The organism is Moorena sp. SIO3B2, from assembly GCF_010692525.1.
GTDB lineage: Bacteria > Cyanobacteriota > Cyanobacteriia > Cyanobacteriales > Coleofasciculaceae > Moorena > Moorena producens.
Window position 1 is genome coordinate 1 of record NZ_JAAHHE010000105.1, and the last position, 21,229, is coordinate 21,229.

General features: G+C 44.1%; 22 protein-coding genes and 1 pseudogene. 12 read left to right on the forward strand and 11 right to left on the reverse strand.

Going from position 1 to position 21,229, the window contains the following annotated elements; all coding sequences use genetic code 11:
• Nucleotides 1-441 precede the first annotated feature (441 nt).
• The 5 genes and pseudogenes from F6K38_RS20695 to F6K38_RS20715 all read right to left on the reverse strand — a co-directional run bounded on the left by F6K38_RS20695 (nt 442) and on the right by F6K38_RS20715 (nt 4,601).
• Nucleotides 442-807 (reverse strand): response regulator, encoded by a 366-nt coding sequence (locus tag F6K38_RS20695; RefSeq protein ID WP_008179375.1) that lies wholly within the window; start codon nt 805-807, stop codon nt 442-444.
• Nucleotides 808-829: 22 nt separating this feature from the next.
• A pseudogene (locus tag F6K38_RS20700) lies at nt 830-1,678 on the reverse strand (NUDIX hydrolase).
• Nucleotides 1,675-2,241: a nicotinate-nucleotide adenylyltransferase gene (locus F6K38_RS20705; protein ID WP_008179371.1), complete on the reverse strand. Its 567-nt coding sequence runs from the start codon at nt 2,239-2,241 to the stop codon at nt 1,675-1,677. The pseudogene F6K38_RS20700 and the gene F6K38_RS20705 overlap by 4 nt, the downstream one beginning before the upstream one ends.
• Before the next feature lie 586 nt (nt 2,242-2,827).
• A complete protein-coding gene (locus F6K38_RS20710; protein WP_154659667.1) occupies nt 2,828-2,992 on the reverse strand; it encodes a hypothetical protein in 165 nt (54 codons plus the stop codon).
• 31 nt (nt 2,993-3,023) lie between these two features.
• Nucleotides 3,024-4,601 (reverse strand): mechanosensitive ion channel family protein, encoded by a 1,578-nt coding sequence (locus F6K38_RS20715; RefSeq protein ID WP_008179367.1) that lies wholly within the window; start codon nt 4,599-4,601, stop codon nt 3,024-3,026.
• Between the two features lie 531 nt (nt 4,602-5,132).
• On the opposite strand from F6K38_RS20715, the gene F6K38_RS20720 reads away from it, so the two are divergent.
• The gene (locus F6K38_RS20720) at nt 5,133-5,300 is read left to right on the forward strand and encodes a hypothetical protein (RefSeq protein ID WP_287267445.1); all 168 of its coding nucleotides are present in this window, start codon (nt 5,133-5,135) and stop codon (nt 5,298-5,300) included.
• Between the two features lie 318 nt (nt 5,301-5,618).
• Here the strand turns inward: F6K38_RS20720 and F6K38_RS20725 are convergent, their stop codons facing one another.
• The gene (locus F6K38_RS20725) at nt 5,619-5,789 is read right to left on the reverse strand and encodes a hypothetical protein (protein WP_154659666.1); all 171 of its coding nucleotides are present in this window, start codon (nt 5,787-5,789) and stop codon (nt 5,619-5,621) included.
• 346 nt (nt 5,790-6,135) lie between these two features.
• On the opposite strand from F6K38_RS20725, the gene F6K38_RS20730 reads away from it, so the two are divergent.
• A complete protein-coding gene (locus tag F6K38_RS20730) occupies nt 6,136-8,388 on the forward strand; it encodes an ABC transporter substrate-binding protein (protein WP_008179362.1) in 2,253 nt (750 codons plus the stop codon).
• A gap of 46 nt (nt 8,389-8,434) precedes the next feature.
• Here the strand turns inward: F6K38_RS20730 and F6K38_RS20735 are convergent, their stop codons facing one another.
• Nucleotides 8,435-9,787: a nicotinate phosphoribosyltransferase gene (locus F6K38_RS20735; protein ID WP_008179360.1), complete on the reverse strand. Its 1,353-nt coding sequence runs from the start codon at nt 9,785-9,787 to the stop codon at nt 8,435-8,437.
• A 371-nt stretch (nt 9,788-10,158) separates the two neighbouring features.
• Between F6K38_RS20735 and F6K38_RS20740 the strand changes: the two genes are divergently transcribed.
• Entirely contained in the window at nt 10,159-10,308 is a 150-nt protein-coding gene (locus F6K38_RS20740; RefSeq protein ID WP_008179358.1) for a hypothetical protein, read from the forward strand.
• Between the two features lie 271 nt (nt 10,309-10,579).
• Nucleotides 10,580-10,753: a hypothetical protein gene (locus F6K38_RS20745; RefSeq protein ID WP_287267446.1), complete on the forward strand. Its 174-nt coding sequence runs from the start codon at nt 10,580-10,582 to the stop codon at nt 10,751-10,753.
• A 109-nt stretch (nt 10,754-10,862) separates the two neighbouring features.
• Here the strand turns inward: F6K38_RS20745 and F6K38_RS20750 are convergent, their stop codons facing one another.
• Complete coding sequence (locus F6K38_RS20750; RefSeq protein ID WP_008179356.1) at nt 10,863-11,510, reverse strand: glutathione S-transferase family protein; 648 nt, start codon at nt 11,508-11,510, stop codon at nt 10,863-10,865.
• Between the two features lie 97 nt (nt 11,511-11,607).
• Nucleotides 11,608-12,315 carry a diacylglycerol/polyprenol kinase family protein gene (locus F6K38_RS20755; protein WP_008179354.1) on the reverse strand — a complete coding sequence of 236 codons (708 nt, stop codon included), beginning with the start codon at nt 12,313-12,315 and terminating at the stop codon, nt 11,608-11,610.
• A gap of 62 nt (nt 12,316-12,377) precedes the next feature.
• On the opposite strand from F6K38_RS20755, the gene yidD reads away from it, so the two are divergent.
• The 6 genes from yidD to F6K38_RS20785 all read left to right on the forward strand — a co-directional run bounded on the left by yidD (nt 12,378) and on the right by F6K38_RS20785 (nt 17,284).
• Complete coding sequence (yidD, locus tag F6K38_RS20760; RefSeq protein ID WP_008179352.1) at nt 12,378-12,689, forward strand: membrane protein insertion efficiency factor YidD; 312 nt, start codon at nt 12,378-12,380, stop codon at nt 12,687-12,689.
• A 402-nt stretch (nt 12,690-13,091) separates the two neighbouring features.
• On the forward strand, nt 13,092-13,802 hold the full coding sequence (locus tag F6K38_RS20765) for a M15 family metallopeptidase (RefSeq protein ID WP_008179350.1): 711 nt from the start codon (nt 13,092-13,094) through the stop codon (nt 13,800-13,802).
• Between the two features lie 282 nt (nt 13,803-14,084).
• Entirely contained in the window at nt 14,085-14,483 is a 399-nt protein-coding gene (locus tag F6K38_RS20770; RefSeq protein WP_044492183.1) for a DUF3110 domain-containing protein, read from the forward strand.
• A gap of 25 nt (nt 14,484-14,508) precedes the next feature.
• Complete coding sequence (locus tag F6K38_RS20775; RefSeq protein WP_131826930.1) at nt 14,509-14,715, forward strand: hypothetical protein; 207 nt, start codon at nt 14,509-14,511, stop codon at nt 14,713-14,715.
• A gap of 86 nt (nt 14,716-14,801) precedes the next feature.
• Nucleotides 14,802-15,740 carry an N-acetylmuramic acid 6-phosphate etherase gene (gene murQ / locus F6K38_RS20780; RefSeq protein WP_008179345.1) on the forward strand — a complete coding sequence of 313 codons (939 nt, stop codon included), beginning with the start codon at nt 14,802-14,804 and terminating at the stop codon, nt 15,738-15,740.
• A 2-nt stretch (nt 15,741-15,742) separates the two neighbouring features.
• Nucleotides 15,743-17,284 carry a site-2 protease family protein gene (locus F6K38_RS20785; protein WP_008179343.1) on the forward strand — a complete coding sequence of 514 codons (1,542 nt, stop codon included), beginning with the start codon at nt 15,743-15,745 and terminating at the stop codon, nt 17,282-17,284.
• Here F6K38_RS20785 and F6K38_RS20790 read toward each other — a convergent pair.
• Nucleotides 17,244-17,735 carry a hypothetical protein gene (locus F6K38_RS20790; protein ID WP_287262898.1) on the reverse strand — a complete coding sequence of 164 codons (492 nt, stop codon included), beginning with the start codon at nt 17,733-17,735 and terminating at the stop codon, nt 17,244-17,246. The two genes, F6K38_RS20785 and F6K38_RS20790, sit on opposite strands and share 41 nt — an antisense overlap.
• A 575-nt stretch (nt 17,736-18,310) precedes the next feature.
• Between F6K38_RS20790 and F6K38_RS20795 the strand changes: the two genes are divergently transcribed.
• Both F6K38_RS20795 and F6K38_RS20800 read left to right on the forward strand, forming a co-directional pair.
• Nucleotides 18,311-18,637, forward strand: a complete 327-nt coding sequence (locus F6K38_RS20795; protein ID WP_008179341.1) for an IS1 family transposase — start codon at nt 18,311-18,313, stop codon at nt 18,635-18,637.
• A 45-nt stretch (nt 18,638-18,682) separates the two neighbouring features.
• On the forward strand, nt 18,683-19,318 hold the full coding sequence (locus F6K38_RS20800) for a methyltransferase domain-containing protein (protein ID WP_287357308.1): 636 nt from the start codon (nt 18,683-18,685) through the stop codon (nt 19,316-19,318).
• 480 nt (nt 19,319-19,798) lie between these two features.
• Here F6K38_RS20800 and F6K38_RS20805 read toward each other — a convergent pair whose 3' ends face one another.
• Nucleotides 19,799-20,974 carry an RNA-guided endonuclease InsQ/TnpB family protein gene (locus F6K38_RS20805; protein WP_008179337.1) on the reverse strand — a complete coding sequence of 392 codons (1,176 nt, stop codon included), beginning with the start codon at nt 20,972-20,974 and terminating at the stop codon, nt 19,799-19,801.
• Nucleotides 20,975-21,229: the final 255 nt, after the last annotated feature.

Below are 21,229 nucleotides of genomic sequence, written 5' to 3' on the forward strand. Positions count from 1 at the left end.
AAGTTTTAACCCTTTTTTGCATAACCTACCAACCATAAAGGCTCAACGTAATCAGGTTTCGTCTCCGGGGGAGACCACGGCAATAGCGAGTGGGGGAAACCCCCAAGACCGCGCTGCCTCCCCAAGACCGCGCTGCCTCCCCAAGACCGCGCTGCATCGCTTCTAGATTTTTAATTTTTAATTTTGAATTTTGAATTCCCCAAAGGGGTCAATGATTTCCCTAACAGGACTTACGCAACAACCCTATCTGTAGGGTGCGTTATTAACTAACCAAGCGCTTTTGTGGAAGCACCTTTGTGGCCGAGTTTTGCGTAAGTCCTGCCTAAGACTTCAAACTCATATCATCTCCGGTACCATCGGTATTGTATACCACAAGAGTGTTTTGCAGGCGGCTCAGCCTTGTGGCTCTCAAGACAAATGACAAAAAAAGCGGACTGGATATCAATTGGTTATTTCTTCCTCTATGGCTTGTTCTATTTCTCTGAGAAGCGCTGGTTTGACTAGATAACGACGAGCTCCTAGTCTGAGAGCTCGCTTTTTGTCTGCTGGGAAGGAGTAGGCAGAAAGGATAACTATAGGGATTGTTGCCCATTGGGATTTCTTGAGTTTTTCGATCAAGGTAAAGCCATCAACTTCTGGTAATTTGAGATCCAGCAGAATCAAGTCAGGTTGAAAGTCGGCGAGGTCTCGTTTAATGGTTAACCCATGGGGTAAAGCGCAAACGTCATACCCTTGCAACTGAAGGTATTCAGTGATAACTTCTCGATTGAAATCGTCATCCTCAATAAATAGGATTTTCTGAACCACAATTACAGATGTTTTTTCATTGCTACATAAATACCAACGGTTTATCCTTTAAACGACCATATGCCTCCGCATCAAAGCGGTACAAATTTCAGGGACGACCTGCTCCATGAGATACTCTTAAACTAGTATCCGCCAGGAATAATAGCTTTAAAAGACGAGGGCTAAAATTGTAATAATCCGAGACGTTTTCAAAAAAAACTGTGGTGTACAGTTGATAAATAGTATAGATATTATTGAGGGTAAATACATCTCGGAACAGGTCAAAGGCGACAGGATTGTCTGCCAATTTGTTGCGCAAATGCCGATAACCATAGTCCAAAATTGGATTATGCTCAAAGGCGAGCTGCGGCACATGCTCGATGGAATACCAGGTAATACCACTGACATGATCTGTGTTGAATTTAGCTTCTTCTAGTCCCACTAGGGCAAAGTAACTGACGGATAGGTAACCCATGGCATAGTGGTGGTTATAGGTAACCTCGACTCTAACCAATTTTGGTTGATAACGACCTAGTTCTCCGAAAGTGTACAGTTGCTCTAGGTTCAGGTTGTTAACTCCAATTTTCTCTGCCCAAATCCGATCGCATAGCGTGGCCATTCGCGTAGCGTGGCCGAAAGGCCAAGGCCAATCGCGTAGCGTGGCCATTCGCGTAGCGTGGCCGAAAGGCCAAGGCCAATCCCCAGCATTGTCTAATGATTCTCCGTCCGACACCAAGGTTCCTGGTAAACTCGATTTACCGAGGAAGGCTTCCTCTTGGAGTACCAAAAGGCGGCTTTGTTGGGTATTGAGGGAAAAAATCACAGGATCAACCCCGACCTGGACGTTGGCTAGAGCTGGTAGTTTGACCTGTTTGGTGCTGCTTTGGGTCATTGGTACAACTGCTCTTGATGGATATAGTCCTTAACCAGAGGAGTCAGTGCTTTTGTATCACCATTCTCACGATACGCTGTAGAGGAAACTGATGGTACCGTAATATCAGCGATCGCTAATTGTGCTCCTAGATGCTTCAACTTTTCTAAACTAGCCTGATCTACTCCATATCCTGAACGAGGTATCACCAGCAACTGTACTTGTTTTAACAATTGTTCAATTTGATACCAACGGGGCATCTGACGGACTAAATCAGCACCAATCACCAGAGTCATGTTTGCCTGTAATCCCCAGCGCTGTTTAGCTAGTGCTATGGTTTCCAAGGTTCTAGAGCTACTCAAGTCGGGGCTGACACGGATCGGATTTTGATACGGGTCAATCTCCTCAATCAGTAACTTGAGCATGTGGGAACGTTGTTCTAGGGTAGTCTGATGAGACTTGAATGGATTATCTGACGCCCAAACCACCACTTGGTCATAGTGATGGGATAGCCACTGGAGAATGGATTGATGAGCACAAGTTGGGGGATCTGCACTGGTACCAAACAGGGCTATATTGACCATAGTTAGTTAAAAGTTAGTTAAAAGCTCAAAGGGGTTTGAGATTAGGTTTGCTCTTCAGTATCTAGTGCGTGAAAAGCGATCTAAGCCTAGGCTTGGGTTTTAGCTTCAGAATTCTAAAATTTAAACGCGCCACGGCTTAGGGTACACTCAAAGGAAACAGAATGGGATGGATGCGCGTCCCGCAATTAAGCGAACGCTTCAACTGCTACACGCTATATATAGCTTATTTGCTTCAGCCCTGAGACCAATGGTGAGAGCCCCCTAGTTGATTGACAAAAGTCCTTAAACTAGGGGGCATGACAGTTGGTACAATGGATATAGCCTGAGAAATCCGACAAATCAAATAGGATTTACTGAGAACTCCAACTGATCAGGACTTATCCAGGAACTCCCTTGAGTAAGGTGCGTTATTAACCCACCTTACTAAGCTGTCGCCTATTTAATTTGTCTATTTTTGAATAAGCGGGAAAAACTATACAATCTTCTCCCCTTGCCGATTCAATTTATAAATCAATTAAATGTAGATGCGACCAATATGTAGATGCGATCAATATAATATGCTTGATGTAGATGTTTTACAGCTTACTTACCTTTCTTCCCACTGTTCTATCTCTTTCATCCCACCACCAATAATCTCTCTAAAAGTGCAACGCCCCTCAAAGTGTGGGAGTTTCAACCGCCCGATACTGTAGCGTGGCCATTCGCGTAGCGTGGCCCAAAGGCCAAGGCCAATCAACTGGTGCGATCTCACCTCCATTGCCTAGGCTAAGCTTGTTTCAAGCCTATTGTTTCAAAATAAACACCGGATCCTGAGCGTTTAATTCAATTCCCTCCTGGTCAAAGAAATCCTTAATCATTTTACGAAGCACTAGCTTGATCTGGTGGTGCTTTCCTGGTTTAACTTTGGTAATGGTTCGTATGGACAGATCAAAATCCCCAAAGTCCTCGATTCCATCCACCTTGGTCGGTTCAAGTACCTCCGAATACTTTTCTTTTAACTGGTGTCCCACCTTTTCAATCACCCTGTACACCTGATCGAGGTCAGCATCATATTCTATGCCAACTTCCACTACAGCATAGATATAATCCTTGGAGTAGTTGGTAATTGAGCCAATATCCCCGTTCCGAATAATATACATTTGACCATTGACGTGTCGAATACGGGTGGTTCTCAGTTCAATCGCCTCCACAATCCCCTCCGCTTCCCCTGTCTGGATATAGTCACCTACCAGGTAGTAGTTTTCAAAGAGGATAAAGAATCCACTAACCATATCGTTAATTAGATTCTGCGCCCCAAGACCCACTGCTAGCCCCACAATGCCAGCACCCGCTAGGATTGGGGTGGCGTCAATTTCTATGGTATCGAGGATCAATATACCCGAACCAAAGTAAATCAAGTACTTCAGTAAACTCTCTAGTACGGGAATAATCGTTAACCGCTTCTTTCGCTGCACATCAGTCAGCTTCGGGTACCTCAGCAGTGCTTCTTGGAGGAACAAATTGGCGATCACGATCAAGCCGCGACTCAGGAAGATGATACCGATAATTTTGACAGCTTTCGATCCATAGGTGGCTAAGTTAGCAATTATCTCTATCTGCTCAACCACCAGGGTGGCAATGCTAACATAGATTATATATTCTAGGCACCGCTTAAAGAAAGGAATCAGATGCCTGAGATTGCTATAGAATCGCAGGATATTCTCAGGGCTAGAGTATTGAACAGTCAGGGTGTCTATGCTATCGATAATGACCACAATGGATCTCAGAATGAGCAACCCGATTCCAATAATCAGATAGATGTTCAGAAGAACGTACAGATACTTAGCTGTGGATTCTGGCACTTTCAGAAACTGGCTACACCAGATTAGGGAAAGCAGCCAGAGTCCACTGGTGAGGATTTTGGTTAAGTAACTAAAGAAATCCTCAATGCTTTCATCACTAGCAGTGATTTGTTCTAGTTTCTTTGCCCGAACACAGCCATAGTTGAGCAAACGCTGCAAGGGTTTTATGGCGAAGGCAACTAGCATCAGAAGGCAGATGCATTTGCCTAACCCAGTGCCAAGGGTTATCCAGAATCCTTTGGGAATATTACTGACTAACCCGAGTGTGTATTCCTTGAGGTCTTTCCCCCGATAGATCAGCCAACTGTTGCCACCAACAATTACAAGGCATAGCGCTATACAACAGATAACGATCAGCGCCTGGAGGTTCCGGCGGAGGTTTCTAGCATTGCTGTTCACCTTTTGGAACCAAGCAACCCTGATCAGTTGCTTGAATAGTCTACTCACCAGCCAGTTGACTAGACAGAAAACTACGATGACCAGGCTGACTTCAGCCAAGATAATAATTATGTTGTTCACTTAACAAATCAGCTCAACCTTTCAGTATAATACAATACTTTACTCATTAAATATAAATTATATTCTTAACTACAATTAAATTGATACCACTACAGGAAGGTTCATCCACCGCCTCATAGCCATAAGTTCATGAAAGTTTCAAAACGTTTTTCTTGACAGTATTCCATGGACAGGAAACGCCTAGGTCGATCTGCGCCATTTGATCACAACTTAAGATCAGATCATCACTTCAGCTTAATTTAACATTTTCTTCACATTTTCTTCATTATTTATCCCTGTTTTTAATTATGCTTCATAATCTTTGCGTAAAAGTTTTAATGGTGTATTTTTTAGTGTATTTTTTTATTTAATGAGACAATTAGACAGGTATCTAAGCCTGGAAAAGCTCACATTCAGATCAGAGCAATAGAACTTAACCCTTCCAAAGCTGACTGCTGAGGGGCTGAGCGCTGAATGGTTACGAGCTATTAGTTTATCCAACTTATAGCACGGAAGTCACGGTCATCACCCTGAGGGTATTACCTAAAGCAATTGCTATGGTGCTATTACAGGGAATCGGGAATCGGGAATCGGGAATCGGGAATCGGGAATCGGGAATCGGGAATCGGGAATCGGGAATCGGGAATCGGGAATCGGGAATCGGGAATCGGGAATCGGGAATCGGGAATCGGGAATCGGGAAAAAATCCTGTCTACCTGATGAATAGGATAACCGCTATTTTAAAAATAAGTAATAGATATAAGAGAGTGAAGAAAGATAATTAAATTAAAAAAGTATTGATAAAATTGCCAACTATTTTAGCCTAAAAGTCCTAAGGTATGTTTTGTTTTTTTTAGGCAGGGTTGATTGGAAAAACGTTCAATTGGCTAGACTTCAGTCTATTAATCATTGGTCATTGGTCATTGTTAACCAGCTTTTATCCTGTTTTAAATGATGTTATTGACAGTTCTAATTCGTGGTTTTTAGAAGCGCTTAATCTTCCCAAAGCAGCAAGGGCATGATTGCCCAGTCACGAAGTCAGGTCAGCTTGAACGCGATCGCGTGGCCGAAAGGCCAAGCTTGATGGTTGAACGCGATCGCGTGGCCGAAAGGCCAAGGTTGAAGCTTGAAGGTTGAAGGTTGAACCCGATCGCGTGGCCGAAAGGCCAAGCTTGATGGTTGAACGCGATCGCGTGGCCGAAAGGCCAAGGTCGATGGTTTGATAGTTTGAAGGTTTGATGGTTGAAGATTAGAGGCTTAAGAACTGAAAGCCGGATGTATAACTGGCCACCTGTAACGTTAAACCTGTCAAATATAAACTTTAAAGTTAAATATGCACATTATAACGTTAAACCTGTAACTTGTAACGTTAAACCTGTAACCTGTAACTTTCAACCTGTAACTTTCAACCTGTAACTTTCAACCTGTAACCTTCAACCTGTAACCTTGGCCTTTCGGCCACGCGATCGCGTTCAAGCTGTAACCTGTAACTTTCAACCTGTAACCTGTAACCTGTAACCTGTAATCTGTGACCATTCAACTGATCAGGTGATATATGCTAAAAAAAGCCATCGTATTAGTATCTATCGTACTGCTTGCCTTCGGTACAGTTGTAGCAATTGATAGCTTCGAGGGATATAAAGATAGGATAACCATTGCGATCGCAGCTCCGTTAAGCAATGCTAGTGAATCAGCACAACGCTCAGGCAGAGCAATGGTAGACGGTGCTGAACTTTACATTAACCAAGTTAACAAGGCTGGCGGTGTTAAGGGCAAAAAGTTGAAGCTAGAGGTTTATGATGACCAAGGCAATCCGGATGTGGCACGCCAGGTTGCTCAGAAGATTGCTCAATCAAATGCGATCGCAGTGATTGGTCATTACAGTAGTGGGGTATCTACGGCTGCTGGCAAAGTTTATCAAGACCATAAGATTCCTGCGGTGACCGGCTCAGCTACTGCTGATGCGGTCACCCAATCGAACACTTGGTATTTTCGCACCATTTTTTCTAACAGTGCTCAGGGTACTTTTATCGCCAATTATATCCAAAAGATTCTGGGATCTTCCAAGATTAGCCTAGTTTACAGCCCCAGCACTTATGGCTTGACCTTAGGGAAGACTGTTGAAGAGACGTTTCGGGAGTTAGGGGGAGAAGTAGTAAGTAAGTGGGTATTAGGGGATGATATAGACCAAGCCATAGAAACGATTTATCAAGATTTATTGGCTTTAAACAATAGCGGGAAAGACCCAGGAGTGATTGTGATGACAGCGAATCGCAATCAAGTGGCTGGATTAATTGCAAAAATGAGGAGTTCTGGGATGAATTTCCCCATTTTTGGCGGTGACTCCTTAGCCGAAATATCCCTGGGGCAACGGTTTGAAGACTCCCCAGAGGAGATGGATGAACCAGGCTTCTTTACCAATGGAATTTATGCCATTGCTCCGATTATTTTTGACATTTCTGATGATGGGGGTCAACAGTTCAGAAACGAATTTGAAAAGAAGTACAAACAAGCGCCGGGATGGGTGGCGACTTGCTATTATGATGCGGCAAAAGCCATTGTTGAGGCAATTAAGCGCTCTGATCTTACCTGGGACGATTTACCCAAAAACCGTTTGATGCTCAAAGAGAGCTTAGCAACTATTAATAGCCAGGAAACGGCGTTCAAGGGGGCAACCAGAAATATTTATTTTGACTATTACGGCAATGCAGTAGCACCAGTTTTTGTGGGTATTTTTGATAGAAGAAATTTTATTTCAGCGTTTAGCCAGCTGCAAATAATACCGGACTTACGGGCTGTTGCTAATCTGCAAGAACAGCTCGACAGTGGTGAAATTGTAAAGGTTGGTAATAACTATATGGTAAAAACCCATATCGTTTACACCGGGATGGATATCAATGAGATTAGTCACATAGATGAAAAAACGTCCTCCTATTTGGTGGATTTTTACATTTGGTTTAGGTACCAAGGCGATATTACTGCAGACCAAATCGAGTTCACAAATTATGGCATTGAGCGGCTAGATTCAGGAGAAAAATTGACCTTAAAGGAACCGATAGATACAGATTTAAACGATGATATAAATTATAAAGTATACCGGGTTAAAGGCGATTTTCATGAAAAGTTTGATTTTCATGATTACCCGTTTGACCATCAGACTCTATCAGCGAGATTTCGACATATTAACCTAACTCGGGACAAGCTAATTTATGTAGTGGACTTCGTGGGAATGCGAGATACCACTACAGAAGAAGTTCTCAAAAATTGGGAGAGAGCTAAAGTGTTTGAGAAGATTACCGATTGGAGTGTTGAGAATGCTACCTTTTTCCAGGATACGGTGATTAACGATTCCACTTTGGGCAATCGACGATTTATCGACACAGATTCAGATATCGAATATTCCCGATTCAATGTGGTTATTAAAATCAAGCGGGATTTAGTCAGTTTCAGTATCAAGAATCTATTGCCTCTACTGTTTTTTGTGGTGGTGGGATACCTGTTCATGTTTCTCCCTTTCGATCACATGTCCGTAGAAGCAGTAAGTGGCTTGCTACTAGCGATTGTATTTTACCATTTGAGCTTGATAGAAGGACTACCGGAGGGGGTTGGCTATGTAGTGGCTCTCGACTATGCCTTTTTTATCGTTTACGTACTCAATGGCTTACAGTTGTTGATGGTGGTGATTGGGAATAGTGAGGGGTTTCAGTCTGGTAAAATCAAGATTAGCAAATTAATGGAGTTTGGAAGAGTGGCGTTTCCAGTAATTTTGGTAGTTTACACGTCTCTTCTGTGCTGGCGGTATTTGTAGCAATTTGTTAATTGTTAATTGTGATTTGAAATTTAACATTTGCCTTTTACCTTTTGGAGGTAGCTATGGTGAGCTGTTGTAGGGCATCAGAAATTTCTACAGGTAGTGGGGTGGGCTGATGAAGTTGTCGCGTTGAGGTGGCAAGACTGGCAACAGAAGCAGCTGTGCGTTTTTGTATCACGTCTAAGGATTCTGGCAGCTTGAGTCGTTGACCTTGTTTGATGACTTGTTCCAGCAGAGGTTGCTCATGATCTTGGCAGGATTCACTCATCAATCCTAGCCGGTCTTTGATAACTGTATCTTGGTGAAATTGGCGATAGATTTGCTTGCGCCCTGGATAGGTGATTTTGCTACTGGACTGTTTCATGGTGGGAATGCCATCAATTTCTACTAATTTGTAGACTCCATTGACTGGGTTTCCAGTGACTAGCCGAGTTCCGAGTCCATAACCGTCGATACAAGCACCAGCCTGTTTGAGTCTGGCTATTTCATACTCGTCTAAATCCCCACTGGCAAAAATTGAGACATTGGGTAAATGCGATCGCACTTTTTGGGACAAGGTGACTAAATCCCCAGAATCCAAACGTACTCCAGTCACTTGGATTTCCCCAGCTGCGATTCGTTGAGCCAGACTCTTAGCGGCTGCTACAGTATCGTAGGTATCTATTAATAAGGGAGCATTGGGAAAATAGCGATAAAAGGCCGTAAAGGCATCCTGCTCACTTCCAGATACTGCTGTGATCGCCATCACCAAAGCATGAGCCATGGTTCCTTGAGGCTGACATCCTAATTTCAGGGCTGCTAATACATTAGATGTGCCATCCAATCCAGCTGCTATAGCTGCTCGTGCTGCCCACAGGGATGCCTGAGGACTAAAGGCCCGTCGAGTGCCAAACTCTAGTAAGGTAGCCTCGGCCCCCGCCACATCTCTTAGCCGTGCTGCCTTAGTGGCAATCAAGGTCTGATAGTTAATTGTATTGAGTAGGTAAGTTTCTACTATCTGTGCTTGCCACAGAGGAGCATCCACCCGCAAAAACGGTTCATTAGCAAATATTGCTGTTCCCTCGGGCACTGCCCAGACATCACCGGTGAAGCTTGCTTCTGCTAAGAGTGACCAAAACTGTTCCGGTGCTCCCTGAAAAATGCCTGTCTCTTTTAATGCGTCCAGTGCCTGGGGACTAAAGCGAAACTGTTCCAGGTAGTCCAGTACCTGAGCGAGTCCCATAGCAATCAAGTAACCAAAGCCATTAGGTAAACGTCGCGCAAATAGTTCAAAGGAAGCTGGTTTTTGGGCTAAGCCTTCACCGCTATAACAGGCTGTCATGGTCAGCTGATACAGGTCAGTTAATAAGCTATAGTCCTCAGCTGTAGGTATTAATTCCTGGTCTTTAGGGTTCATAATAGTACTGTTTAAGGAGTAATGTTTAACATAAGGTAAAGGAACTTTAAATAGGTACAGATTTTTTAACAATCCTCTCAAAATTACCAAACAAATCTTAGTGATTAGTCAAGCTTGAGAAAAGTATTGCAAATATTACCAAACAAATATTACTAATCCTGGCACTGAATCGATAATCCTCGATAAGATAAAGTACACCAGACAGAAACGTCTTTCAGTCTGTACTCACAGTTAAGACTCAATAATTTGAGAACAGCAATTTGATGACAGCATGGCAGTACTCACGAACCACCAGAAAAGGGAAAGGTTCGCGCTAATTATAGCCACTGCTGTTTTCAACTCTAACTCAACTAATTCAGGAGAGCAATTTTATGGCTTTTTACAAACTATTGGAAAGCAGTATTCAATATCTTTCTGAAGCAGTAGCTAGGATTTTTGGTCCTAATGATGACATTTATCCTGCTATTGGTGTTCAACCCTTTAGCGGTGACCCCTTTGAGCAGAAAGAGGCATCTTGGTAAATTCGATTTTAGCTATAATATGAACCCTGGGTTATAGCGGTTCTTGCTGGAATACAAAACACCCTTAGGGGCGCACGCCGTGCGCCCTTAAGGGTGTTGTGGGGTTGCCTATTGGTGGGATGATTTAAGCTGGAAGCGAACACTGTGATGCAGTAGCTTGGCCGTAGCGCATTAGCTGATAGCTGATAGCTGACGGCTGAATGCTTACCTCATAACTCCCTACTCCCTACTCCCATTAACTCAGCGGTTGCCAATTTTCTAGTGGTTTACCTTGACAAAATGTAAGCATTCAGCTATCAGCTATCAGCGATCAGCTATCAGCGATCAGCGATCAGCGATCAGCTATCAGCCATTGGCCACGCTACGGAAATGGCCAGGCTACTGTTCGCGCAGCACCTCAAGTAGCGCAATCGGTGCTTTTAGGTGCGACCCGTGGCGAATTTAATAATTAGATGCGGAAAGCGCACCTTTGAATAAAATAAGCTGACCACTGACCGCTGACCACTGATGGCTGACGGCTAACGGCTGACGGCTGACCACTGACCGCTGAATGCTTACGACAAAATTGCTTTCACTTTTGCTTTAAACATTTCAAACTCTTCTGGTGTTGGTTGAACTTGCTGCCAACTTTCCCGTTCCTGTAAAGCTGTTTGCCAATTTTGCACTGAGGGATAGTCTGCTAAAGAAACGCCGATCTTGCTGAGAAAATATACTGACAAACCGGCGACAATATCGGCTAACGTAAATTGCCCTTCTACAAAGTAGTTTTTATCGCCCAATTTTTCGCTATAAAATTTCATCACTGTGGCAACTTGTTTTTGAGCTTGTTCTAATTTTTTTGCTTCTACTTCAATCTCCAAGTTATGGCGCATAAAGGTTACGATAGCAGGAGCAAGCTCATTGACATTGACCAGTTGTATCATCCTCACTGTAGCAATAGCTTGGGGGTCAGTAGGCATCAGAGCAGGAGTTGGATATTTAGCTTCTAAATAATCTAAGATGGCTAAGGATTCTATCACTTTAAATCCATCATCGATTAGGACTGGGATGTGATGAAAGGGATTGATTTCAATAAATTCTGGCGTAAATTGATCTCCATCTAATTTTATTTCAACAGGCTCAAAGTCAATCTGTTTTTCTAATAAAGCAATCCATACCCGTCGGGCATTGTTGGACATAGGATTATTGTAAAACTGTAACATTGACTCAACTCTCCCTTACTATCAACGTTTGATTGATTCTTAGTTTAATATCTACTTTCAAGCACAAGCTCATAACTTGAGCTATTTCAAGAACCCTTCAACCCAAGCTGAGGATTTGACTTAAAAAGAACCCTAGTGCTGCACTACCGATAGGAACTGTGAGATTATCAATCCCGAACTTGGAGAAGGCTTCTAATAGTGTGGCAAAAAATGCGATCGCAATTGACATCAACCAGGTTTCCCAGACATTACCTTGAACAGCGAAAAGGATCAGGCTACTGACGACATAGCTAGTGACAGCCATGGTTCCAGACCCTTCCCAGCTTTTTTGCATCCCCCAAGCCTGATAGGGATGTTGGCCAAATTTCTGACCAATCAGTCCTGCCAATCCATCCCCCCATGCCATCACTAAAATACCAATAGCGGCATACTGGAATTGTTGTAAGGGCCAAAACCAGGCAATCACGACACCAATACTGACAGCATAGAAGAAAGTGCCTAGGCTTTTGCGCCCAACGCTGTTAATACCAGGCAAAATAGGAATGTAATAGGACAAAAGAGCGATCGCACCAGCGATAACTGATGCCAAGATACCTACCCAGGCAGGTATTTGTAGCCACCAAGCCACTAAAATAACGTTACCGGTGCCAATGTGAACAATTTTACGGGTAATTTCTGAATCCCTGGCGGTGCGCTGATGTAGTGTTTCCGCCAGCAGCACAATCGCACCGAGACCGACAGCAATCAGTGCAATTTGCAGCCATAGGGTTGGGATTGATTCTATCCAGGTTACAGAATTAAACAAGGATCTGATGGCAGCATACTTTAAGACCTATTTATTACTGTATTAGATGGGGTGACCATTACATGAAACTTTTACTGATTTGGCTAATTCGAGGCTATCGAGCTTTTATTTCGCCCCTATTTCCTCCAGTCTGTCGCTTTCGCCCAACCTGTTCCCAGTATGCTATCCAAGCGATTGAGCGGTTTGGTGTCTGTCGGGGTGGTTGGCTAGGAATTCGGCGTATTCTACGGTGTCATCCTCTCTATCCAGGGGGTTATGATCCCGTGCCTGACGTTTATCCTAATGGTAATAGGGATAAATCTAGAAGTGTTGAACTTCGGAACAGGGAACAGGAAACAGGGAACAGGGAACAGGGAACAGGGAACAGGGAATAATTAGTGGCTCTTGTGGTTTGAGTATGGTAAAAAAGTAGTTAAATCATGCAAGAGGCAAAAGGCAAGAGGCAAAAGGCAAAAGGCAAAAGTTGGTTTTAGGTTGAGTTTTTTAGGTGTTAAAAATGTGACCGTTAAAAGACTTTAAATATTTTCTAATTTTGCCAAAAGATATGCTTCGCGCTGATCAACGCTTTTTGATAACTCCAAAAATGCCCAAAAGAAAAACTATAGCGGTTCTCATAGTAATGAGAGTAATGAGGTAAACAGAATTTTTACCACTTCCGACTTCCCTACTCCCTACTCCCTACTCCCTACTCCCTACTCCCTACTCCCTACTCCCTACTCCCGACTCCCTCGCAACCAACTGCTAGTAATTACCTCAAGCAATTGAGAACTGCAACTATGAAACCTTATCAGCAAATCCCAATTGTAGAGTGTGGAGAACCCCTCATCCCCATTCCCTTAGCACAATTTGCCGCTCGTAACCCTCACCCCTACCAAAAACTGGGGGCACCTTATGGTAAGGCTTCCCCTTATTATCTGCGCGAGAGTGTGATAGAAGCACTCTTTGTGGCTCAAAGCCAACTCCAACAGCAGCATCCAGGTTGGCGCATCCAGATTTTTGATGGCTATCGACCGGTGGAAGTCCAACAATTCATGGTTGACCATACTTTTGCCCAAGTAGCTCAGGCACAACAACTCAACCCAAGCATCCTATCGGAACAACAACAGCAAGCGATTTGGGAACAAGTCTATCAATTTTGGGCAGTACCCAGCTCTAACCCCATGACTCCACCCCCTCACAGTACAGGTGCTGCCTTAGATATTACCCTGGTGGATGCCACCGGTGAAACCATTGATATGGGCTCTGAGATTGATGAAGTCTCACCACGCTCCCATCCCGATTATTACGCCAATCAGCAAGACTTGCCTTATCACTACAATCGACAGCTGTTAAAAAATTTAATGTACTCGGCTGGGTTCCGGTGTCATCCTAGAGAGTGGTGGCATTTTTGCCTCGGAGACCAAATGTGGGCTTGGCTGCGCAATCAAGAAGATTCAACCAATACCTTGATGGCACGATATGGTGGTGTTGAGTGCGGAGCCTGTTGAGTCCTGAGACTGAGTCGGAGAGTGGGTCAGTCCTAAGTGGGGAGCGTGCTAAATGGGGAGCGTGGTGATAGCTCAGTTGCTGCTAAGATGGTTTAGCAGTGGCATTGTAGTGGAATTATTAATCAAGTAGCTCAAAGAATGCTACAAATAGACCATTTTTTATTGCCCCTCTTGCCTGTCTTGGCCCTCCTGCTATCTCTCCCTGGCATTAAAGCAAAATGGTATCAGATATCCTATAAAAACAATTAAAAAATAACGATTACTTAAGGTTATATAAGATTTATGATGGCACCTAAGCAAGTATACGTCCTTTTATTTAATGCCCGGACAGAAAACGAGGGAATTCACACTATCCAAATTGGCGATAAGCAAACGGTATTGATGTTTGAAAAAGAAGACGATGCTACCCGCTTTGCTTTATTGCTCGAAGCTCAGGATTTCCCAACACCCACCGTGGAAGCTATCGATCTAGAAGAGATTGAGGAGTTTTGCCAATCGGCTGGTTATGAGTCGGAGTTGGTTAGTGAAGGAATGTTGGCCATGCCACCGGAAACAAATCTAGAAAAGACGGATTGGCAACCTGACCTCAAGAAAACCGAAGAACCTGACCTCAAGAAAACCGAAGAATCAGAAATATCAGATCTAGACCGCATTCGCCGTCAGTTGGAAAATTTATTGTAAGCTGATAAAAATTTGAGGAATACATTTGAACCGTCCACCTTCAGCCGTCAACCAAACAACCAAACAACCTATCCTTCACCGAACGCCAAAGGCGAACAACCAAACAACTAAACAACCTATCCTTCACCGAACGCCAAAGGCAAATAACCTTGGCCAAAAGGCCACCCTAGGCAAACAAACTACCCTAAGGGAACGCCAAAGGCGAACAACCTTGCCCAAAAGGCCACGCTAAGCGAACAACCTTAAACCCTTAAACCAAATAACCTTCAACCAAATAACCTTCAACCTTCAACCTTCAACCAATGACTAAATAATATAATGCAAAATTTAGAACAACGGGGACATCTACTGACCGAACAGATTAATCCCAATAGTCAGAACCTTGACCAGCTGACATCCCTAGAGTTAGTCGATCTATTTAATCAAGAGGATACCAAAACCCTAGATGCGATCGCAGCAGCTCGTAGCGAGCTAGCTCAAGCCATTGACTGCACTGCAAAGGCATTGCGTCAAGGAGGATGCCTCTTCTACGTGGGAGCTGGTACCAGTGGACGCTTGGGAGTCCTCGATGCTGCCGAATGTCCCCCCACCTTTTGTACACCCCCAGACCTAGTCCAAGGGATCATTGCTGGAGGAGCAGGGGCGTTGGTGCGGAGTTCTGAAGATTTGGAAGACCGACAGGAAGATGGTGCAAAAGCGATCGCCCATCGCCGGGTACATGACCTAGATGTGGTGGTAGGCATTACCGCAGGTGGGACCACACCCTTTGTCCACGGCGCACTCCAAGAGGCACGAGGGCGGGGCGCAACCACGATTGCGATCGCTTGTGTCCCCCCTGAACAGGTCAGTATTGATGCTGATATTGATATTCGGCTGCTAGTTGGTCCGGAAGTCCTAGCTGGCTCTACTCGCCTCAAAGCCGGTACTGTCACTAAAATGGCCTTGAACATCCTTTCTACAGGAGCGATGGTAAAGCTTGGCAAAGTCTACGGCAATCGCATGGTAGATGTGGCAGTGACCAACAAGAAACTTCATGACCGAGCCCTGCGCATCCTCAAAGACCTGACCAACCTCAGCCGAGAAGACTGCGCTCACTTACTAGAGCGCAGTGGCAGGCAGGTAAAACTAGCGCTACTAATGTACTGGACAGGATTAGACCAGCTAGAGGGAGCCAGCTTCCTAGAGCAAAACCAAAGTGATCTCAGGGCCGCTCTCCAAAGTTGGAAACAAACTAGTACTCCATCAAAATTGAATTGATAATGTTTAACGGATCAGAGACTACTGTCACTTTGGTGATCATACTCGTAGCCCTCGGTGTTCTAGGTTGGGGCTATAACCGCGCTCGTTCTTACGGCAAGCTAGGAATTTTAGCCTGGTTGCAGTCAGTAGTCTTGACACTGCCCTGGCTATTATTCTTTGGCTTAGTCAGCATGGGAATTTACCTGAATATCGTTGGGATCCTATTTCTGCTAGTCGCTTCCACCGGCCTATACATCTACTTGGGCAGGCTCTTACGTGCAGCAGGTCAAGATGAAGTTTGGCGGGAGCGTGCCACCAAACTGTTCGAGGAGCAACAACAAAGCAAGGATGCCCAAAAGTCTGAGGAGCAAGATACTGCAGCTTACAAAAATTTAACTGCCGTATCCGAGGGTCCGAATACCACCAGGATCGGAGTAGCTACAATTCCTGATGAAGACCTACAAGTTATTAAAGGGATTTTTGGGATTGATACGTTCTTTGCTACGGAAACTATAAAATATCAGGAAGGGGCAATTTTTACAGGCAATCTGCGGGGAAACGATGCCGAATTGGTACATTCTCGTTTGTCAGCTAATCTAGAGGAAAAATTAAGCGATCGCTATCGGCTATTTTTAGTCGATAATCCAGAAGGGAAACCAGTTGTCATTATCTTGCCCAGTACCAATGACCCACGAACCACTACAGTTCCGCAAAAAATATTAGCCCTTGTCCTGGTAATTGCGACATTTTTCACCACTTTAGAAGTATCTGGGTTACTGCTTGACTTTGATTTATTCAGTGAACCTGAACGGTTTCGGGAAGCCTTACCGATTACCATCGGAATTTGGATAGTTCTCATTACCCATGAACTCGGTCACTGGTGGCAAGCCAAAGCTCACGACGTTCGCCTCAGCCTACCCTTTTTCCTTCCCAGCTTGCAAATCGGCTCATTTGGTGCTATGGTTCGCTTCGAATCCCTATTACCCAATCGAAAAGTATTATTTGATATTTCCATAGCCGGACCAGCCGTAGGTGGTGTAGTGTCTCTAGTGATGCTGATTTCAGGATTAGTCCTTTCTCATCAAGGCAGTGCTTTTCAGGTGCCAGTGGAATTCTTCCAAGGGTCAATTTTAGTCGGAGGGCTGGCAAAGTTAGTGCTTGGTAGTGCTATCCAAGAGTCTTTAGTGGATGTTCACCCTCTCACCATTGTCGGTTGGCTAGGTTTAACCATAACAGCCTTGAACCTAATGCCCGCAGGACAACTAGATGGTGGGCGAATTGTCCAAGCTATCTACGGACGCAAAACTGCTCGACTTACTACCATTGCCACCTTAGTGATTTTGGGGATTTTGGCCTTAATCAATCCAGCCAATCCCATAATTTTGTACTGGGGAATCTTGATTTTGTTCTTGCAGCGGGGTTTGGAGCGTCCTAGCCTCAATGAAATTACCGAACTCGATGATACTCGAGCATTGTGGGGGTTATTGGCGTTGTTTTTAATGGTCGCAACTCTGATTCCCATTAATCCCGCTTTGGCAGGAAGGCTGGGAATTGGGGGCTAATTTCAAGGGTTGAAGATTGTTCGCGTAGCGTGGCCTTTAGGCCAAGGTTGAAGGTTGAAGGTTGAAGGTTGAACGGTTGAAGGTTGAAGGTTGAACGGTTGAACGGTTGAAGGTTGAACGGTTGAAGGTTGAACGGTTGAAGGTTGAACGGTTGAAGGTTGAACGGTTGAACGGTTGAAGGTTGAACGGTTGAAAGTTGAACGGTTGAAGGTTGAACGGTTGAAGGTTGAACGGTTGAAGGTTGAACGGTTGAAGGTTGAACGGTTGAAGGTTGAACGGTTGAAGGTTGAACGGTTGAACGGTTGAACGGTTGAAGGTTGAACGGTTGAAAGTTGAACGCGATCACGTGGCCTTTGGCCAAGGTTGTTAAGTTGAACGCGATGGACTTCGTCCCGCTTTGCTGCGAAGCGCGTGGCCTTTGGCCAAGGTTGTTAAGTTGAAGTGTAAGCATTCAGCTATCAGCCAATCCGCTAGGCCAAGGGCTTTTCCCCAGACTTTCAATTCTGATTAATATCGAACTATTAAATTCTCCCGTTTGCGCATTGCGCATTGCACATAGGCGCAAGCTACGCGAACGGCTGAATGCTTACCCAAATTCAAAAATGGTCAATGGGTTTCATCATACAACCATCATCACCTCGGCCCGTGCAGGTGGGTGGGCTGCTTCCGGATGCTTATAGCACTACGCATTCAGATGTTTGACATTGTCTTGATGCAATAGCGAGTGGGGGAAACCCCCAAGACCGCTTAGGTGCGCTTTCCGTTGGCGAATTAAATTCGCCACGGGTCGCACCTCTGCATCGCTCCTAAACTCCGAAACTTATTCATAGCTTACTTTTGACTTCTGACTTCTAACTTCTGACTTGCGCGTAGCGCTATATGACCCAAACTATACTCCAGAACTGGGGGAACTTTTCGGAGTTGCAAGCCCATAGTAGGGTCTAAAAAAACCAGGTTCTGGTCCCGACAGCCGTCAACCAGTTGGAACCTGGTATTCTAGCTTAGGGAATCGGAGACCGTAGTACAATGACCTTTGAACTGGTGTGGGCGTACGAAGCGTTTGTGGCAGTGTTTGTTGTATGTTACAGATGGTTTCAAGGTGTATCCCAACTACATCCCGGATGGAGACCAGATATCGTCAACAAGTTGTATATGACCCGAGGTTCGGGTGATTTCACTCGATTGAGGCACGATCTGGCTCGGCTACATCCCAAGACTTTGTGTTACTCGAAGTCAGTAGAAATGCTGAAGCATTCGATAGGACTGTTAGTGCATTACCTGAAGTTAGCCGGAGGTGCCGGTGCCACCGAGGCAAATACCTGTCTATCCCTGATTCATCCCGTAATTCAGTAACGCTTTGGAGTTTAGTCATGTCTATGTTGAATTGGAGAAGCAAACATGGTCAATCTGCATAAGAAGTACGAAGTTCAGAATGTTCAACAAAATCGTTCAGAACACGACCCTTTTACTTTGAAAAGGTACGAACAATTCTTCAGTTTTTTTCAGAAAGGAGCTGTAAAGATTCTTGATGTAGGTTGCAATACGGGTAGAGGTGGATTACGTTTTAAGGAGTTGAACCCGAACCTGACATTATTTGGTCTTGATTGTGTACAAGAAAGATTAGATGTTTTGCCTGAGTGCTATTCACAAAAAGTCTATGGTCTTTCAACAGACATACCTATGGAAGATCGATTTTTTGATGTAATTACTGCTGGTGAGTTTCTTGAACACCTGTATCCTGCCGATGTAGATCAAACATTATGTGAATTCCAAAGAGTGTTGAAGATTGGCGGAAGGCTGTTGCTTACCACTCCCAATCCTAATTACATAAAAAATAAAATCATTGGAATGTCAGTATACGGTGTCAGCCATTTAACTCAGCATTTTCCAGAAGTTCTGCGATTGAGATTGCAAATGCATGGATTCTCAGGAGTTAAATTATATGGATCAGGTAGGGTATCCCAGTATTTAGGTTGGCATTTTCCGTTGATGTCAATGTATGGTAGCTATCTCGTTGTAGCAAATAAGTACTGAGCAGGCTAAGATTCCCGGGGTGCATCTCACTGTCTTGAGGCAAAGCGCGAGTGGGGGAAACCCCCTCAGGTCGGCGCATCCCTTGCTTTTGCAATTAGGCAAAAATTCCCGCGAAAATTCCTACACTCCCCACACTTCCCACACTTCCCCTTCTTTTTTACAAATATGAGATGCACCCTCCCACTCTCCCCCTAGTAGCCCTGATCCAGAATGTAGCCAAATTCCGAAAAATCACCCTTCTCTATTTCCAGCACCAAGAGCCAAAATTAAAAATAAATAGTGAAAATCAATAGTACCCCGAAGGGTACTGTCAATGTCCGACAGCTATAGAACACTAGAATTATCAGTTAATCAGGTTGTTCAGGAATTGGGGTGAGGGAAAGATGGCCAGTAATCAAGAACGTTCTTACGATGTGATTGGATTTGGTGTTGACATCCTCCCTCGTTAAATCAAAGATTATAACGAGGGATTCCTAAGACTCACGACTTAGGTTTCTGCTTCTTAGCACTAGCCTTCCGAGACTTACTCTCTTCAGGTCTTACAGTCGCTCCACAGACTGACACGGCAAGCCCTGCCGCCAAGATATTAATTGATGCATTAATATCGCGATCATGGTGAGCGTTACAAGATGGGCAATCCCATTCCCGGATACTCAGAGGCAAAGATTCCACACGATTAAGGCATACAGAACACAACTTAGTACTGGGAAACCATCTGTCAATGGAAATAGCTTTACGGTTGTACCATTCTGATTTATATTTGACCTGACGGATTATTTCACCCCAGTTAGCATCACTGATTACCTGAGCTAGTTTGTAATTTTTCACCATATTTTTCACCGCTAAATCCTCGAACACAATCAATTGGTTTTCTTTGACCAGTTGAGTGGTTAGCTTGTGAGTAAAATCTCTTCTAGCATCCTTGATTTTTGCGTGTATCTTAGCTACCTTTAATCTTGCCTTGTAACGATTGTTAGAACCTTTTTGTTTTCGTGACAAAGCTTTTTGGTATTTAGCTAATTTTTTCTTTAGTTTTTTAAAATGCTTGGGATTAGGAATTTTGTCGCCGTTACTGGTCGTGATTAAACTGGTAATCCCCAAGTCAAAACCAATTTGTTTATCCTTTGGAGGCAAGCTCAAGTCTCTATAGTCATTGAATCTAATTGAGATATGCCACCGTTCGCATGGATCTAAGCTGACCGTAACGGTACTTGGATTGCAGTTTTTAGGTAATTGACGACTCCAACGAATAGGTAAAGGTTCTTTGCATTTAGCCAGATAAATTTGATTGTCTTTCCATTTAAATGCCGATTTTGTCAATTCTGCACTACCACCGTTACGTTTTTTCTTGAAGTTCGGATATTTTGTTCGACCTGCAAAGAAATTAGTAAAAGCGGTTTGAAGATGTCTCAATCCCTGTTGAAGTGGTACACAGCTAACTTCATTTAAGAAAAATAAGTCATCCTGTTTTTTCCATCCTGTCAACATTGAGGAAGTTTCTTTGTAACTAATCCGTTTTTGGTTTTCGTACCATCCTTTGGTTCTAGCGTCTAAGGCTTTGTTGTAAACCAGCCTTACACAGCCTAAAGTTCTTCTCAACAGGTTCTCCTGTTCAGAGGTTGGGTAAAAACGGTAACGGTAAGCTTTTTCAGTCATATTCACATTGTAAGATATTAAATGTGAACTTTCAAGACAAAATTCAAACTCTGTCCTTCCGGAGACGAAACCTTAGAATAGTGGTTTGTTCGCGAACAAACCACTATTCTAAGGGAACTTCTGACCTTTCCTCTCACCGCTAAATCTCGCGATTATAGCGGGAGTCTCCAGGAAGGCGAACAGATGAAGGCAATGTGGCAATTCTTCCAGGGGGTAGGCTTTCCTGGAATGCCCTCCTGTGTAAGGTCAATGGCA